The organism is Saccharothrix sp. HUAS TT1 (assembly GCF_040744945.1).
GTDB lineage: Bacteria > Actinomycetota > Actinomycetes > Mycobacteriales > Pseudonocardiaceae > Actinosynnema.
In genome coordinates, this window is sequence record NZ_CP160453.1 from 2,846,070 (window position 1) to 2,861,070 (window position 15,001).

Annotated in this window: 18 protein-coding genes; 10 read left to right on the plus strand and 8 right to left on the minus strand. The window is 73.6% G+C overall.

Annotated elements, in window-relative coordinates; all coding sequences use genetic code 11:
- Nucleotides 1-84: 84 nt before the first annotated feature.
- From AB0F89_RS14075 to cofC, 4 genes are read right to left on the minus strand one after another with little or no spacing between them, the layout of a single operon-like run.
- On the minus strand, nt 85-1,008 hold the full coding sequence (locus tag AB0F89_RS14075) for an NUDIX domain-containing protein (protein WP_367136224.1): 924 nt from the start codon (nt 1,006-1,008) through the stop codon (nt 85-87).
- On the minus strand, nt 1,005-3,281 hold the full coding sequence (locus AB0F89_RS14080; protein WP_367136226.1) for an RNA degradosome polyphosphate kinase: 2,277 nt from the start codon (nt 3,279-3,281) through the stop codon (nt 1,005-1,007). The genes AB0F89_RS14075 and AB0F89_RS14080 overlap by 4 nt, the downstream gene beginning before the upstream one ends.
- Nucleotides 3,282-3,338: 57 nt before the next feature.
- On the minus strand, nt 3,339-3,533 hold the full coding sequence (locus tag AB0F89_RS14085) for a hypothetical protein (protein ID WP_367136228.1): 195 nt from the start codon (nt 3,531-3,533) through the stop codon (nt 3,339-3,341).
- Between the two features lie 17 nt (nt 3,534-3,550).
- The gene (gene cofC / locus AB0F89_RS14090) at nt 3,551-4,159 is read right to left on the minus strand and encodes a 2-phospho-L-lactate guanylyltransferase (RefSeq protein ID WP_367136229.1); all 609 of its coding nucleotides are present in this window, start codon (nt 4,157-4,159) and stop codon (nt 3,551-3,553) included.
- Between the two features lie 82 nt (nt 4,160-4,241).
- On the opposite strand from cofC, the gene AB0F89_RS14095 reads away from it, so the two are divergent.
- The 4 genes from AB0F89_RS14095 to AB0F89_RS14110 all read left to right on the plus strand — a co-directional run bounded on the left by AB0F89_RS14095 (nt 4,242) and on the right by AB0F89_RS14110 (nt 7,735).
- Complete coding sequence (locus tag AB0F89_RS14095) at nt 4,242-4,943, plus strand: lysophospholipid acyltransferase family protein (RefSeq protein ID WP_367136231.1); 702 nt, start codon at nt 4,242-4,244, stop codon at nt 4,941-4,943.
- Between the two features lies 1 nt (nt 4,944).
- Nucleotides 4,945-5,949 (plus strand): NAD(P)H-dependent glycerol-3-phosphate dehydrogenase, encoded by a 1,005-nt coding sequence (locus AB0F89_RS14100; RefSeq protein WP_367136233.1) that lies wholly within the window; start codon nt 4,945-4,947, stop codon nt 5,947-5,949.
- Complete coding sequence (locus AB0F89_RS14105; RefSeq protein WP_367136235.1) at nt 5,946-7,025, plus strand: cystathionine gamma-lyase; 1,080 nt, start codon at nt 5,946-5,948, stop codon at nt 7,023-7,025. The genes AB0F89_RS14100 and AB0F89_RS14105 overlap by 4 nt, the downstream gene beginning before the upstream one ends.
- Before the next feature lie 242 nt (nt 7,026-7,267).
- Entirely contained in the window at nt 7,268-7,735 is a 468-nt protein-coding gene (locus tag AB0F89_RS14110) for a cysteine dioxygenase family protein (RefSeq protein WP_367136237.1), read from the plus strand.
- Here AB0F89_RS14110 and AB0F89_RS14115 read toward each other — a convergent pair.
- A complete protein-coding gene (locus tag AB0F89_RS14115) occupies nt 7,719-8,366 on the minus strand; it encodes a pyridoxamine 5'-phosphate oxidase family protein (RefSeq protein WP_367136239.1) in 648 nt (215 codons plus the stop codon). The two genes, AB0F89_RS14110 and AB0F89_RS14115, sit on opposite strands and share 17 nt — an antisense overlap.
- 67 nt (nt 8,367-8,433) lie before the next feature.
- Between AB0F89_RS14115 and AB0F89_RS14120 the strand changes: the two genes are divergently transcribed.
- Together AB0F89_RS14120 and AB0F89_RS14125 are read left to right on the plus strand one after the other, a co-directional pair.
- Complete coding sequence (locus tag AB0F89_RS14120) at nt 8,434-9,831, plus strand: PLP-dependent aminotransferase family protein (RefSeq protein WP_367136241.1); 1,398 nt, start codon at nt 8,434-8,436, stop codon at nt 9,829-9,831.
- A 124-nt stretch (nt 9,832-9,955) separates the two neighbouring features.
- Complete coding sequence (locus AB0F89_RS14125) at nt 9,956-11,023, plus strand: D-alanine--D-alanine ligase family protein (protein WP_367136243.1); 1,068 nt, start codon at nt 9,956-9,958, stop codon at nt 11,021-11,023.
- Between the two features lie 15 nt (nt 11,024-11,038).
- On the opposite strand, the gene AB0F89_RS14130 is transcribed toward AB0F89_RS14125, so the two are convergent.
- Nucleotides 11,039-11,617, minus strand: coding sequence for a DUF3515 domain-containing protein (locus AB0F89_RS14130; protein ID WP_367136245.1), 579 nt, complete (start codon nt 11,615-11,617; stop codon nt 11,039-11,041).
- Nucleotides 11,618-11,637: 20 nt separating this feature from the next.
- Nucleotides 11,638-11,871 carry an Lrp/AsnC family transcriptional regulator gene (locus tag AB0F89_RS14135; RefSeq protein WP_367136247.1) on the minus strand — a complete coding sequence of 78 codons (234 nt, stop codon included), beginning with the start codon at nt 11,869-11,871 and terminating at the stop codon, nt 11,638-11,640.
- A 97-nt stretch (nt 11,872-11,968) separates the two neighbouring features.
- On the opposite strand from AB0F89_RS14135, the gene AB0F89_RS14140 reads away from it, so the two are divergent.
- The 4 genes from AB0F89_RS14140 to AB0F89_RS14155 are packed head-to-tail and all read left to right on the plus strand — an operon-like array spanning nt 11,969 to nt 14,650.
- Nucleotides 11,969-12,934 carry a thiamine-phosphate kinase gene (locus tag AB0F89_RS14140; RefSeq protein ID WP_367136249.1) on the plus strand — a complete coding sequence of 322 codons (966 nt, stop codon included), beginning with the start codon at nt 11,969-11,971 and terminating at the stop codon, nt 12,932-12,934.
- A gap of 15 nt (nt 12,935-12,949) precedes the next feature.
- Nucleotides 12,950-13,420, plus strand: coding sequence for a GNAT family N-acetyltransferase (locus AB0F89_RS14145; RefSeq protein WP_367136251.1), 471 nt, complete (start codon nt 12,950-12,952; stop codon nt 13,418-13,420).
- A 19-nt stretch (nt 13,421-13,439) separates the two neighbouring features.
- Nucleotides 13,440-13,961: a gamma carbonic anhydrase family protein gene (locus tag AB0F89_RS14150; RefSeq protein ID WP_367136253.1), complete on the plus strand. Its 522-nt coding sequence runs from the start codon at nt 13,440-13,442 to the stop codon at nt 13,959-13,961.
- Between the two features lie 14 nt (nt 13,962-13,975).
- Nucleotides 13,976-14,650 (plus strand): uracil-DNA glycosylase, encoded by a 675-nt coding sequence (locus tag AB0F89_RS14155; RefSeq protein ID WP_367136255.1) that lies wholly within the window; start codon nt 13,976-13,978, stop codon nt 14,648-14,650.
- Nucleotides 14,651-14,747: 97 nt separating this feature from the next.
- Here AB0F89_RS14155 and rpmB read toward each other — a convergent pair whose 3' ends face one another.
- Nucleotides 14,748-14,939: a 50S ribosomal protein L28 gene (gene rpmB / locus AB0F89_RS14160; protein WP_073891577.1), complete on the minus strand. Its 192-nt coding sequence runs from the start codon at nt 14,937-14,939 to the stop codon at nt 14,748-14,750.
- Between the last annotated feature and the right edge of the window lie 62 nt (nt 14,940-15,001).

The following is a 15,001-nucleotide window of genomic DNA, read 5'->3' on the forward strand; positions in this document are numbered from 1 at the left end:
GCGGCGAACTCACCGTGCTCGAACGGGCCCCCGGCGTGACCCGACCGGCCGAGTCGGGCGCCCGTCCGGCGCAACCGCCGGGCGTCAGGTGGTCGGTTTCGGCAACGCGGTGGGGAAGTAGTGCGCCGACACGAGCCGCGGCCACGAGGCGTGCGAGTCCGAAGTGGACCACCCCGGCCCCGGCCGGCGGAACGCCAGCAGCCACGTGCTGCCCTTCTTGCACGGCGTCCCGTCCAGCGGCACGCCGCCCAGGTCGGCGAGGGTGGACACGACGTCCGGGATCACCCCGCCCTGGCTGCACACGACCGGCGTGCCGGCGCCGTCGGCGATCTCCAGCAGCCGCACCAGCGCGGCCTCCCGGTCCGGCCAGTACCCCTCCTCGGACAGCCTGGGCTCCAGCAGCACGCCGACGCCCAGGTCCTCCGCCACCCCCTGCACGGTCTCCACGCACCGCACCCGGGGCGCCGCGTGCACCCGTGCGGGCCCCCACAGCGGCAGCGCGGACCGCAACCCCGCCGCCTGCCGCCACCCCGCCGCGCTCAACGGCCGCAGGTCGTCGTCACCCGGCCAGTTGTCCCGCTTGCCCGCCTTCGCGTGCCGCACCAGCAACACCGTCGCCAGGTCCGCGGGCGCGGCCGTGAACGCCGCCAGCACCGACCGGTCGACGTCCCGCGTCACCAGGGCGACGGCCTCGTCGACCGGCACCCACCGCAGCTCGTCCACCTCGTCGTTGGGCTCGAACGACCCCGACCCGGCCCGCGCGCTGAAGTAGTCCACCACCTTCGGCTCACCGAACGCGCGGTAGGACACCTGGACCAGGTGCCGCCCCAGCACGGCGTGGAACCCGGTCTCCTCCCGCACCTCCCGCACCGCCGCCGCCGGCACCGTCTCACCGGCGTCCAGCTTGCCCTTCGGCAGGGACCAGTCGTCGTAACGCGGTCGGTGCACGACCGCCACGAGCCCATCGCGCCACAGCACGGCGCCCGCCGCCCGGATCACCCGCTTCACCCCATCGCGCGGTGGCCGCGCAGCAACTCGGTCTGGTGGTCGCGCACCCTGGTGCCGTCGGCGGGCGACGCCTCCCACTCGCCGTCCGGTTGCAGCACCCAGCACCGCGTCGTCGGCTCCAGCGCCGAGTCCATCATCGCGTCGAGCTGCGCGGTGAGCTTCGGGTCGGTCACCCGCACCTGCACCTCGACCCGGCGGTCCAGGTTGCGGTGCATCATGTCGGCGCTGCCGATCCAGTGCTCGCCGCAGCCGGCGAAGTGGAACACCCGCGAGTGCTCCAGGAACCGGCCGAGGATGGACCGGACGTGGATGTTCTCCGACAGCCCCTTGATGCCCGGCTTCAACGCGCACACGCCGCGCACCACCACGTCCACCCGCACGCCCGCCTGCGACGCCCGGTACAGCGAGTCGATGACCTGCTCGTCCACCAGCGAGTTCACCTTGATGCGCACGCCCGCGGGCCCGCCGGCCGCGGCGTGCTCGATCTCCCGCTCGATGCGCTCCACGATCCCGCGCCGCACGCCGTAGGGCGCGACCAGCAGGCTGCGGTAGTGGTCCTGCCTGGCGTAACCGGTCAGCACGTTGAACAGGTCGGTGAGGTCCGCGCCGATGGTCGGCTCGGCGGTGAGGATGCCGATGTCCTCGTACAGCCGGGCCGTCTTCGGGTTGTAGTTGCCGGTGCCGATGTGGCAGTACCGCTGGATGCGCGAGCCCTCCTGCCGCACCACCAGCGCGGTCTTGCAGTGCGTCTTGAGCCCCATCAGGCCGTAGACGACGTGCACGCCCGCCTTCTCCAGCGCCCGCGCCCACTTGATGTTCGCCTGCTCGTCGAACCGCGCCTTGATCTCCACCAGCGCCACGACCTGCTTGCCCGCCTCGGCCGCGTCGATCAGCGCGTCCACGATCGGGGAGTCACCCGATGTGCGGTACAGCGTCTGCTTGATGGCCAGCACCCGCGGGTCGGCCGCCGCCTGCTCGATGAACCGCTGCACGGACGTGGAGAACGAGTCGTACGGGTGGTGCACCAGCACGTCGCCCTCGCGCAGGGTGGCGAAGATGCTCTTGGGCGTCTCCCGCTCGCCGAACGCCGAGTGCGTCGCGGGCACGAACGGCGCGTCCTTGAGCTGCTTGCGGTCCACGCTGTAGAGCTGCCACAGGCACGACAGGTCCAGCAGACCGGGCACCTGGACGACGTCGTGCGGGTCGACCTCCATCTCCCGCAGCAGCCGCTCCAGCATGTTCTCGGTCATGTCGTCGGCGACCTCCAGCCGCACCGGCGGCCCGAACCGGCGACGCGCCAGCTCCCGCTCCAGCGCCTGCAGCAGGTCCTCGTCCTGGTCCTCCTCGACCTCCAGGTCGGCGTTGCGGGTCACCCGGAACGCGTGGCACTCGATGACCTGCATGCCCGCGAACAGCTCGCCCATGTGCGCCGTGATCAGCTCCTCCAACGGCAGGAACGTCGCCGTCGGGCTGGTCCGGTCGCTCTCCACGCGCACCAGGCGCGGCACGTTGTCCGGCACCTTGATGCGGGCGAACCGCTCCGCGCCGCCCTCCGGGTCGCGCACCGTCACGGCGAGGTTCAGCGACAGGCCGGAGATGTAGGGGAACGGGTGCGCGGCGTCCACGGCCAGCGGCGTGAGCACCGGGAACACCTGGTCGGTGAAGTAGTTGGACAGCCGCAGCTTCTCGAAGTCGCTGAGCTGCGCCCAGTTGACGATGCTGATCGAGTGCTTCTCCAGCTCCGGCTGGATGTGGTCGAGGAACGCCCTGGCGTGCTGCTCGACCAGCTCCTGGGCGCGCTTGGACATGTTCGCCAGCTGCTCGCGCGGGGTGAGCCCGTCCGCGCTGCGCACCGACAGGCCGGTCTCGTCGCGGCGCTTCAGGCCGGCCACCCGGACCATGTAGAACTCGTCCAGGTTCGAGGCGAAGATGGCCAGGAACTTCGCCCGCTCCAGCAGCGGCTGGGAGGCGTCCTCGGCCAGGGCGAGCACCCTGGCGTTGAAGTCCAACCAGGACAGCTCCCGGTTGAAGTACCGGTCGTCGGGCAGGTCGGCCTGGGCCTCGACGGCGGTGACGGCGGGCGGTGAGCTCGGGAACGACCGGGACGCCGCCTCGGCCGGTTGCTGCGCCGCCATCGTGCCCGCGCGCGTGCCGTTGCCGCCGCGGCGGGTGGCCGGACGCGGTCGACGGCGCGGGTTCGCGGCCGTCGTGGCCCGCGGCGTCCTCGTCCGGCGCTTGGGCGCGGGCTGCTCGGGAGTGTTGTCCGTGCTCACGATCGCATTGTTCCCCAGAACGGGCGACCTCGCGCTGATCGGGAAGTGAACTCCCGGTCACACCGGCCGGAGCAAGCCGCGCACGTCACCGGCGTCGTCGCGGACGACGGTGACCCGCTGGCCGGGGCGCAGCGAGCGCCAGCCGCCCGCGGCGACGGCTTCGGCCGGCACGTCCACGAGCACGCCGTCGTCGCGCAGCACGGTCGCCGCGCCGTCCGGGTGGTGGGCGCTCACCGTCGCCTGCTCTGTCACGCCGCCAAGCTAGCCGATCAGCCGCCCACCGGGCTGACCGCCGTCGCGGTGCGCGGGCCCAGGCCCAGGTCCGCCGCCAGCCGCAGGTCCTCGGCCGTGTCCACGTCGTGCCGCAGCGACGGCCACGGCCCCACGAGCGCCGTCGCGCCGGAAGCCGCGTGGGCCGCCGCCGAACCGCCCCCGAAGGCCGGCGCCAGCTCACCGCCCGCCGCGGAGAGGAGCAGCGTCGTCCCCGTGCCCTGGCGGTCGGGGCAGAACGCCCGCCCCCGGGCCGCGCCCAGCGCCGCCGCCAGCTCCGCGGTCCGCAACGCCGGCAGGTCGGCCTGCAGCGCGCCCACCACCGACCCGGCGTCCCGCGACCGCAGCACCTCGAACCCGAACCGCAGCGCCTCGTTCAACCCCTCCGGCCCGTCGACCGACTCGACGCCCAGCGCGCGCAGTCCCGCCACCACCGCCGGGTCCGACGTGACGGTCAGCACACGGCGCACCGCGGGCAGTGCCGCCGAGATGGTGTCCAGCGCGAACGCCAGCGCCAGCGCCGGGCGGTCGAGCCGGTCGCCGACCAGTCGCGACTTGGCCCGGTCCAGCGTCTTGACCGGCACCACCAGGTCCACTTCGGCTCCCACCCCGCCATACTCCCCGATGCCGGCTGGACCTGGCCGGGGGCTCCGGTGAAGACTCCAGGTCCACGACGAAGAGGGAGTGCACGTGGCCAAGGAGAAGGGCGGCTTCTGGGTCGGGCTCGCCGCGGCGATCCTCTACCCCGCCACCGCGGCGATGGCGCGGCGGCGCAGCGAAGGCGGGGAACGGGTGCCCAGGACGGGTGGGGCGCTCATCGTGATGAACCACGTGTCCCACCTCGACCCCGTCTACGACGCCGTCTTCACGCACAGGCAAGGCCGGGTGCCGCACTTCCTCGCCAAGCACAGCCTGTGGAACGTCCCGTTCGTCGGCACGGTGGTGAAGGGCGCCCGGCAGATCCCGGTCTACCGCGGCACGGCCGACGCCCAGCAGAGCCTGCGCGCCGCGCACGAGGCCCTGGAGCAGGGCCTGGTGGTGATCATCTACCCGGAGGGCACGATCACCCGCGACCCGGACGGCTGGCCGATGACGTCGCGCACCGGCGTGGCCCGGCTGGCGCTGGAGCACGACGTGCCCGTGCTGCCCGCCGCCCGCTGGGGCACCCGCGAGGTCTACGACCACTACCGCAAGAAGTTCCGCCCGTTCCCGCGCAAGACCGTGGTGACGAAGGTCGGCCCGCCGGTCGACCTGTCCGCCTACCGGGACCGGCCGCAGAACCTGCCGCTGCTGCGCGAGGTGACCGACGTGCTGATGAACGAGGTCAAGGGCCTGCTCGCGGACATCCGCGAGGAGCAGGCGCCCGACGGCTTCCACACCAAGCAGGTCTGACGTGGACCGGGTCGCGGTGCTGGGCGCCGGGTCGTGGGGCACCGCCTTCGCCAAGGTGCTCGCCGACTCCGGCACGGACGTGGTGCTGTGGGCGCGGCGGCCCGAGGTCGCCGACGCCATCTCGAACGACCGGGTGAACGCCGACTACCTGCCGGACGTCGTGCTGCCCGCCAACCTGAGCGCCACCGCCGACGCCGAGAAGGCGTTGGCCGGCGCGCGGGCCGTGGTGCTGGCCGTGCCGAGCCAGACGCTGCGGGAGAACCTGAGCGGCTGGCGCTCGTCGCTGCCGGCCGGCGCGACGCTGGTCAGCCTGGCCAAGGGCGTCGAGCTGGGCACGCTCAAGCGGATGAGCGAGGTGGTCCGCGAGGTCGCCGGCGTGCCGGAGGACCAGGTCGCGGTGGTGACCGGGCCGAACCTGGCCAAGGAGATCGCGGCCGAGCAGCCGACCGCCACGGTCATCGCGTGCACCGACCACGACCGCGCGGTCGACTTCCAGCAAGCGTGCTCCAACTCCTACTTCCGGCCGTACACCAACGTCGACGTGGTGGGCTGCGAGCTGGGCGGGGCGTGCAAGAACGTCATCGCGCTGGCCTGCGGCATGGCGGCGGGCCTCGGGTTCGGCGACAACACGATGGCCTCGATCATCACCCGCGGCCTGGCCGAGACCGCGCGGCTGGGCGCGGCGCTGGGCGCGGACCCGCTGACGTTCGCCGGGCTGGCCGGGCTGGGCGACCTGGTGGCCACGTGCGCGTCGCCGCTGTCGCGCAACCGGACGTTCGGCGAGCGGCTGGGCCGCGGCGACTCGCTGGCGCAGGCGCAGGAGGCGGCGCACGGGCAGGTCGCGGAGGGCGTGAAGTCGTGCTCGTCCATCCGCGAGCTGGCCGCCCGGGTCGGCGTGGACATGCCGATCACCGACGGCGTGCACCAGGTGTGCCACGAGGGGCTGGACCCGCGCGTGCTGACGGCGGCGCTGCTCGGGCGCGAGCGGAAGGCGGAGCGGCAGTGACCGAGGGGACCCGGGACGGCACGTGGGGCGACGGCACGAGGGTCGTGCACTCGACGCCCGCGGTGCCGGGCGAGCCGTTCACGGCGGGGCCGGTGTTCGCGTCGTCCTACCACCTCGGCGGCGCGGACACCTACGGCCGGGCGCACAACCCGACCTGGCGCGTGCTGGAGGCGGCGCTCGGCGACCTGGACGGCGGCACGACCGTGCTGTTCCCGTCCGGCATGGCGGCGATCTCGACGTTCCTGCGGGTGGTGCTCGCGCCCGGCGACGTGGTCGTGGTCCCGAGCGACGGCTACTACCTGACCCGGACGCTGGTCGCCGAGATGCCGGTGGAGGTGGTCGAGGCGCCGACCGCCGGGCCGTACCCGTCGTTCGACGGCGTGCGGCTGGTGCTGCTGGAGTCGCCGTCCAACCCCGGCCTGGACGTGTGCGACATCGCCGCGCTGACCGGGGCCGCGCACGCGGCGGGCGCGCTGGTGGCGGTGGACAACACGACCGCGACGCCGCTCGGCCAGCAGCCGCTGCTGCTGGGCGCGGACGCGGTGGTGAGCAGCGACACGAAGGCCGTCGCCGGGCACAGCGACGTGCTGCTCGGCCACGTGTCCACTTCGGACCCGGCCCTGGCCGAGCGGGTGCGCGCGGCGCGGACCACCGGCGGCGCGATCCCCGGGCCGTTCGAGGCGTGGCTGGCGCACCGCGGGCTCGGCACGCTCGACCTGCGGCTGACCAGGCAGGCGGCGAACGCGGCGGCCCTGTACGACGTGCTCAAGGCGCACCCCGCGGTGACCGGCCTGCGCTGGCCGGGCGCGCCGGAGGACCCGGCGCACGAGGTGGCGTCCCGGCAGATGCGGCGGTTCGGCGGGGTGCTGACCTTCGAGCTGGCGGGCGCGGACGCGGTGGCGGCGTTCCTGGCGAAGTCCCGGCTGGTGTTCGCGAGCACCAGCTTCGGCGGCCTGCACACCAGCCTGGACCGGCGCGCGCAGTGGGGCGACCCGGTGCCGGAGGGCCTGGTCCGGCTGTCCGCGGGCTGCGAGGACACCGCCGACCTGGTCGAGGACGTGCTGCGGTCGCTGTGACGCCGTTCGTCACCTGAACGGGTTCACCACTCTGGTTCACCGGTCGGGTTCACCGGTTGGGACGGGTTGCGCGGTGGCGGCTGTGCTGCCACCCTCGTCCCCATGTCCTTCCGCGCCATGATCGACGGGCGGGGTCACATCGACCTCCGCCTGGTCGCCAGCGCGCTCTGTCTCCCCCGGTGATCGTCTCGCGTCCCGCGAGCCCGTGAGGCTCGCCACTCACCGAGCACCGAGAAGGAACCATGTTCGCCGTTCCGGAGAACACCATCGCCCTGCCCCAGTCGCACGCCGCGCTGCACCCCGTGCGGATCGCGCTCGACACGGCGGCACGGCGCGAGCGCTGGGCCCACCTGCTCCGCTACGACCCCGAGACCCGCTTCGCCGCGCTGGTCGACAAGACGCCGGAGCAGGAGGTGTGGCTGATGAGCTGGTTGCCCGGCCAGCACGCCGACCTGCACGACCACGGCGCGACCAGCGGCGCGTTCACCGTGGTCAGCGGCTCGCTGACCGAGGTCGTCACGCCGGGGCCGACCCAGGTGCTGCACCACCTGGTGGCCGGGCAGTCGCGGGTGTTCGGCCCGTCGTACGCGCACCAGGTGCGCAACGACGGCGTCGACCCCGCCGTCACGATCCACGTCTACCGCGACGGCGGGCGCACCGTGCGGCCGGTCCGGTTCGACCCGCTGTCGGGCACTACGTCCGTGCGGTGACGTGCGGCGGCACGTCCCAGTCGCCGACCAGCTCCGGGTCCGGCACGGGCGCGTCCCAGACCGTGCGCAGCGGCAGCACGCCCGCCCACCGCTCGTTGGCGGCGACGTCCTCGGGCTCGTCGTCGGGCGGGCCGCTGCGGATCTTCACCGACGCCTCGGCGAGGTCGAGCGCCAGCAGGGAGGTCGCGGCCACCTCCTTCGCCGTCGGCGGGCGGGCGTAGTCCCACGAGCCGGGCGCGAGGTGTTCGGTGAGCACGCGCAGGCCGTGCAGCTTGGCGTCGGGGTCGGTGACCGGGACGGCCGTGCCGTGGATGACGGCGGCGCGGTAGTTCATCGAGTTGTCGAACACCGAGCGGGCGTAGACGACGCCGTCCAGGATCGTGACGCCGACGCACACCGGCACGCCGGTCGCCGCCTCGCGCAGGCTGCGGGCGCCGGTCGAGCCGTGCAGGTAGAGCGTGTCGCCGTCGCGGCCGTAGCCGGTGGGCAGCACGAGCGGCGCGCCGTCCACGACGACGGCCAGGTGGCAGACGAGGGCGGCGTCGAGGACCGCGTGCAGTGCTCCGCGTTCGGTCACGGCGCGCTTGCGGCCTCGCTTGATGGTGCTGCGGTCCGTCGGTGACAACGTCATGCCACCAGCCTTTCCGGTAAAGTGGCCTTCTTCAAGTGCCATTTCCTGGTGATTTGAGGAGGCCACTTTGGCGGAGACGGCGTTGGCGGTGGTGCTGGACCGCGACTCGGCCGAGCCGCTGGCCGTGCAGCTCGCGGACGCCCTGCGCGCGGCGGCGGCCGACGGGCGGCTGCGCAGCGGTGACCGGCTGCCCTCGACCCGGGCGCTGGCCGAACGGCTCGGCGTGAGCCGGACCGTGACGGCAGCAGCATACGAGCAGCTGCACGCCGAGGGCTGGATCGCCGGGCGGCACGGGTCCGGGACGTACGTGACGACCACGCCGCCCGGTGCGCTGAAGGCGCGGACGCGGCGCGCGGCGGCGCCGCCCGCGCCGGCGGACGTGGTGGACCTCGCGCCCGGCGCGCCGTGGGCGGAGGGGTTGGACCGGGCGGCGTGGCGGCGGGCCTGGCGCGCGGCGGCGGACGTGCAGCCGCTGTTCCGGCCCGCCCGGGGTGGGCTGCCGGAGTACCGGGCGGTGGTGGCGGAGCACCTGCTGCGGCACCGGGGGCTGGCGGTGCGCGGCGGGTTGCGCGAGGAGCTGGTGCTGGCGACTGGTGGGACCACGGCGGCGCTGGTGGAGCTGGGGTCGGCCGTGCTGCGGCCGGGTGACGTGGTCGCGGTGGAGGAGCCGGGGTACCAGCGGGCGGTGTGGGCGCTGCGGTCCGCGGGGGTGCGGGTCGTGCAGGCGCCCGTGGACGCCGAGGGATTGTTGGTGGAGGGCGTGCCGGCGGGGGTGCGCGGCGTGTACTGCTCGCCCGCGCACCAGTACCCGATGGGCGGGCGGATGTCGGCGGCGCGGCGGGTGGCGCTGGTGGAGCGGGCGCGGGCGGAGGGGTGGCTGGTCGTCGAGGACGACTACGACGGCGAGCTGCGGTACGACGTGGCGCCGCTGCCGCTGCTGGCGGCGTTGGCGCCGGACGTGGTGGTGCACCTGGGCACCACCAGCAAGATCCTCACGCCGACGTTGGGCGCGGGGTGGATGGTCGCGCCCGAGCCGATCGCCGCGGAGGTGCTGGCGCACCGGGACCGGACCGGCACCAGCCCGTCCGCGGCGGGGCAGCGGGTGCTGGTCGAGCTGGCCCGCAACGGCGACCTCGGGCGGCACCTTCGCAAGCTGCGGCGCGAGCTGTCCGAGCGCCGGGCGCTGCTGTCGGCGGCGTTCGGCGAGGCCGGCATCCCCGTGCTGGGCGACGACGCCGGCGCGCACATCGTCGTGCCGCTGCCGTCGTCCCAGGCGGAGCGGGACGTGCTGGCCGAGGCGCACGACCGCGGCCTGCGGCTGGACGGCCTGGGCCGCCACCACGCCGGCCGGCCGAAGGTGCACGGCGCCGCGATCGGCTACAGCGCCTGCTCCCGCGACCAGCTGACGGCCGCCATCCCCGACCTGATCGGCGTCCTCCGCGCGGCCACCCGTCCTGAGCGTTGAACTCGGGGGTCCTGAACGTAGGACACGGTGGTCGGGAACGTAGGACTCGCGCGGCGGGAAGGTAGGACTCTCGCGAGAGTCGGGTGGTCGGGGTGGGTTAGGCCATCCGGGTAGGGTCCGAGACATGACACAGCGCAAGACCAAGGTCGCCGTGGTGTTCGGCGGGCGCAGCAGCGAGCACATGGTCTCCTGCCTGTCCGCCGGCAGCGTTCTCCCGCACCTGGACCGGGACCGGTTCGAGGTCGTGCCGGTGGGCATCACCGAGACCGGCGGGTGGGTGATCGGCGCCGACGACACCAGGGCGCTGGAGGTGCGCGACCGCCGGCTGCCGACGGTCGACTCGCTGGTCCCGGTCTCCGGGTCGGAACTGGTGCCGGTCGCGCCGACCGACGTGCTGGCCGAGGTGGAGGTCGTCTTCCCCGTGCTGCACGGCGCGTGGGGCGAGGACGGCACGATCCAGGGCCTGCTGGAGCTGGCCGACATCCCGTACGTGGGACCGGGCGTGCTCGCCAGCGCGGTCGCCATGGACAAGGAGTTCACCAAGCGCCTGCTCAAGGGCGCGGGCCTGCCGGTCGGCGAGTTCGCGGTGCTGCGCCGCGACCAGGAGACGCTGTCCGAGGCCGACCGGGAGCGGCTGGGGCTGCCGGTGTTCGTCAAGCCCGCCCGCGCCGGGTCGTCCGTCGGCATCTCGAAGGTCGTGGACTGGGCGCACCTGGGCAGCGCGATCGCGCTGGCCCGCAAGACCGACCCGAAGGTGATCATCGAGGGCGCGGTCGTCGGCCGCGAGGTCGAGTGCGGCGTGCTGGAGTTCCCGGACGGCCGGGTCGAGGCGTCGCTGCCCGCCGAGCTGCGCATCGTCGGCGGCGAGGTCGACTGGTACGACTTCGACGCCAAGTACCTGGACGACGTCTGCGAGTTCGACATCCCGGCCAAGCTGGACGAGCACGTCACGCGCGACCTGCGCGAGATGGCCGTCACCGCGTTCCGCGCGCTGGACTGCCAGGGCCTGGCCCGGGTCGACTTCTTCGTCACCGACTACGACGAGCTGGTCGTCAACGAGGTCAACACCATGCCCGGCTTCACGCCGATCTCGATGTACCCGCGGATGTGGGCCGAGACGGGCGTCGACTACCCGGCACTGCTGACCACGCTGGTCGAGACCGCCCTCGCCCGCGGCACCGGCCTGCGCTGACCCGGCCCCGCCGACCTAGCCCCTGGTGTTCACGGGGCCCTTGGCGAGGGTGTCTCGGACGGTGGTCGAGATGTCCTGCAGGGGCCCCGTGCCCGCGTCCGACGGCACGGTCAGCGCCACGTACACCGGTCGGTCGACCACGTACCAGGTGGCCGCGCCGCCCTCGGCCACCTCCAGCCACTGCACGTCGGAGATCACCCGCAGCGAGGACGTCGGCGTGAGGTCGCCGGGCCGGTCCAACCCGCACCGCAGCACGACGGGCTCGTGCTTCGCGTCACCCCACGCCAGCGTGCCCGCCGGGGCGGGCGCGGCCAGCTCGCGGCGCGGCAGCGTGACGCCGTTGGACACGAGCTGCATCGGCAGCCCGCTCAGCAGCGCCCCGCACTCGTCCGACCCGGCCCGCGGCGCGGGCACCGGCACCAGCGCCAGCGGCCCGGTGTGGGCGGCGGACGCCTCGGCCGGGTCCTCCTTGCCGCCCGCGCCGAGGAAGAGGCCCACGGCCGCCACGCCCGCCGCCAGCAGCGCCGGCAGCCCGAGGGCGACGGCGAGCAGCGGACGGGGGAGCAGCGACGCGGGTTCCGGTTCCTGTGCCACCCCGCTATGACAGCACGGCGCTACAGGTGGACCACCGGGCAGGTCAGCGTTCGCGTGATGCCCTTCACGTTCTGGATGCGGGCGACCACGAGCTGTCCCAGCTGGTCGACGGTGTCGGCCTCGGCGCGGACGATGACGTCGTACGGACCGGTGACGTCCTCCGCGGTGGCCACACCGGGGATGCCGGAGATCTCCGCCGCAACGGCGGCTGCCTTCCCGACCTCGGTCTGGATGAGGATGTATGCGTGCACCACGGCGTGCCCCTTCGTCGCGACAGGTTAGGTCGGGGTAGGAACGTGCACAGCAACGTACCCCAGTTGGGGTTCCGAATGCTCAGAACGGGAGGCAATCTTGCGTCCGGAGCCGCCGCGGAACGCGGACACGGTCGCTGAAGTGGGTGAGTTCGGTCTCATCCGCCGGGTGACGGCAGGTCGGACGCAGCCGCCCACCACCCTGCTCGGGCCGGGTGACGACGCGGCTGTGGTCGCGGCGCCCGACGGCCGCGTGGTGGTGTCCACCGACGTGCTCGTCGAAGGTGTCCACTTCAGACTCGACTGGTCGTCCCCCGAGCAGGTCGGCCGCAAGGCGGCGGCCGTCAACCTGGCCGATGTCGTTGCCATGGGCGCGATGCCGACCGCGCTGCTGATCGGCCTGGCCTGCCCGGCGGACACGCCGTCCGCCGTGATCGAGGGCATCACGGCCGGCCTGTGGCAGGAGGCGACGGTCGCCGGCGCGGGCGTCGTGGGCGGCGACATGGTGTCGTCCGCGACCCTGGTGATCTCCGTTACGGCGATGGGCGACATGGGCGGGTTGGAGCCCGTCACCCGCTCCGGGGCCCAAGTGGGTGATGTCGTGGCGGTGTGCGGGCGGCTCGGCTGGGCGGCGGGCGGGCTGGCCGTGCTGCAGCGCGGGTTCCGGTCGCCGGTCGCGGTCGTCGGGGCGCAGCGGAACCCCGAACCCCCTTACGCCGCCGGACCGCAGGCCGCCGCGGCGGGCGCGACCGCGATGATCGACGTCTCGGACGGCCTGCTGGCCGACCTGGGGCACATCGCCGACGAGTCCGGCATCGGCATCGACATCCGCACCGAGCTGCTGGAGGTGCACCCGCGGCTGATCGACGTGGCGGCGGCGCTCGGCGCGGACGCCAGGCACTGGGCGCTGACCGGTGGCGAGGACCACGCGCTCGCGGCGACGTTCCCCGAGCCGGCGGCGGTGCCCGAGGGGTGGCGCACCATCGGCACGGTCCGGCACGGCAGCGGCGTCACCGTGGACGGCCGGGCCTACGAGAAACCCCCTGGCTGGGAGCACTGGCGGTAGGTAGCCTGGGCGGCTGTGGAACTATTCACGCTCGCGTATGACCATCCAGACTCGGCGAAGCTGATCGCCGAGCTCCAGCAGGTCTACGTGGACCGCTACGGCGACGCCGACATCACGCCGGTCGACCCGGCGCAGTTCGCCGCGCCCCTGGGCCACTTCGCGGTCGGCTACCTCGACGACGCCCCGGTGGCCTGCGGCGGGTGGCGCGCCCACGACGAGGAGCAGGACTCGCTGCGACCCGGCGACGCCGAGATCAAGCGGATGTACGTGGTGGACGCCGCGCGGGGGCGCGGCCTGGCGCGGGCGGTGCTGTCGGCGCTGGAAGAGGCGGCCCGCGCGGTGGGGCGCCGGCGCATGGTGCTGGAGACCGGCTTGCGCCAGCCCGAGGCGATCGGCCTCTACCGGGCCAACGGGTACGAGCGCATCGACAACTTCGGCGTCTACCGGCATCATCCGGAAAGCCTTTGCTTCGCGAAGGACCTGTGAGGGGCACGGAGGACCGCGGATGGCGATCTACGCGTTGGGCGACTTCGAACCGGTGATCCACCCGGACGCCTACGTGCACCCGGACGCCACGGTGATCGGCGACGTCCGGATCGGCGCGCACGCGTCCGTGTGGCCGCAGGCGGTGCTGCGCGGCGACTTCGGCCGGATCGAGGTCGGCGCGCGGACGTCGGTCCAGGACGGCACGGTGGTGCACTGCACCGAGGTCCACCCCACGCTGATCGGCGCGGAGTGCGTGATCGGCCACAACGCCCACATCGAGGGCGCGACGATCGCCGACCGGTGCCTGATCGCCTCGGGGTCGGTGGTGCTCAACGGCGCCGTGGTGGAGACCGGGTCGATCGTCGGCGCGGGCGCGGTGGTGTCGTTCGAGGGTCACGTGCCGGCGCGGTCGATGGCGCTCGGGGTGCCCGCGAAGGTGCGCGAGGGGCACGTCGTGCCGGACGGCGCGTGGCAGTTCGCGGTGGACCGGTACGTGGAGAACATCGCCCAGTACCGCAAGGGACTGCGCCGGCTGGACTGAGATAGGGTCCCGCCGTGGGACGTCCGCTTGAGGAGATCATGGAAGCCGGCTGGGCCGCGGCACTCGCGCCCGTTGCCGATCGCATCGCCGCGATGGGCGAGTTCCTGCGGGCGGAGGTCGCCGCCGGGCGCACCTACCTGCCGGCGGGGGAGAACGTGCTGCGGGCGTTCCAGCAGCCGTTCCACGACGTGCGCGTGCTGATCGTCGGCCAGGACCCGTACCCGACGCCGGGGCACGCGGTCGGCCTCAGCTTCTCGGTGTCGCCGGAGACCCGGCCCATCCCGAAGAGCCTGGTCAACATCTACCAGGAGTACACGACCGACCTGGGCCACCCCAAGCCGACCAGCGGCGACCTGACGCCGTGGGCCGAGCGCGGCGTGCTGCTGCTCAACCGGGCGCTGACGGTCCAGCCCGGCAAGTCCAACTCCCACCGCAACAAGGGCTGGGAGCCGGTCACCGAGCAGGCGATCAAGGCGCTGGCCGAGCGGGACGCGCCGCTGGTCGCGATCCTGTGGGGCAGCCAGGCTCGCGCCCTCAAGCCGCTGCTCGGCGCGGACCGCTGCGTCGAGTCGGTCCACCCGAGCCCGCTGTCGGCGGCGGGCGGCTTCTTCGGCTCCCGGCCGTTCAGCAAGGCCAACGAGCTGCTGGTGGGGCAGGGCGCCGAGCCGATCGACTGGAAGCTGCCCTGAGCACCCGTTCGTGAACCACGCCAGTTCGTGAACCACGCCAAAAGGCCCCTGGGAACCGAGGTTCCCAGGGGCCTTCCGACAACTCGGGCGCGGGTCGTCAGCCGCGCACCACCTTGCCCGCCTTCAGGCACGAGGTGCACACGTTCAGCCGCTGCCGCGTCGAAGACGAGACCTTCGCGCGCACGGTCTGAATGTTCGGGTTCCACCGGCGGTTGGTGCGCCGGTGGGAGTGCGAGACCGACTTGCCGAAGCCCGGCCCCTTGCCACAGACGTCGCACACGGCAGCCACGTCAGCCACTCCTTAAGGTTTCTTCAGCGGTACTCACGCCCCGGCGGGCGCGCAAGCGTGCA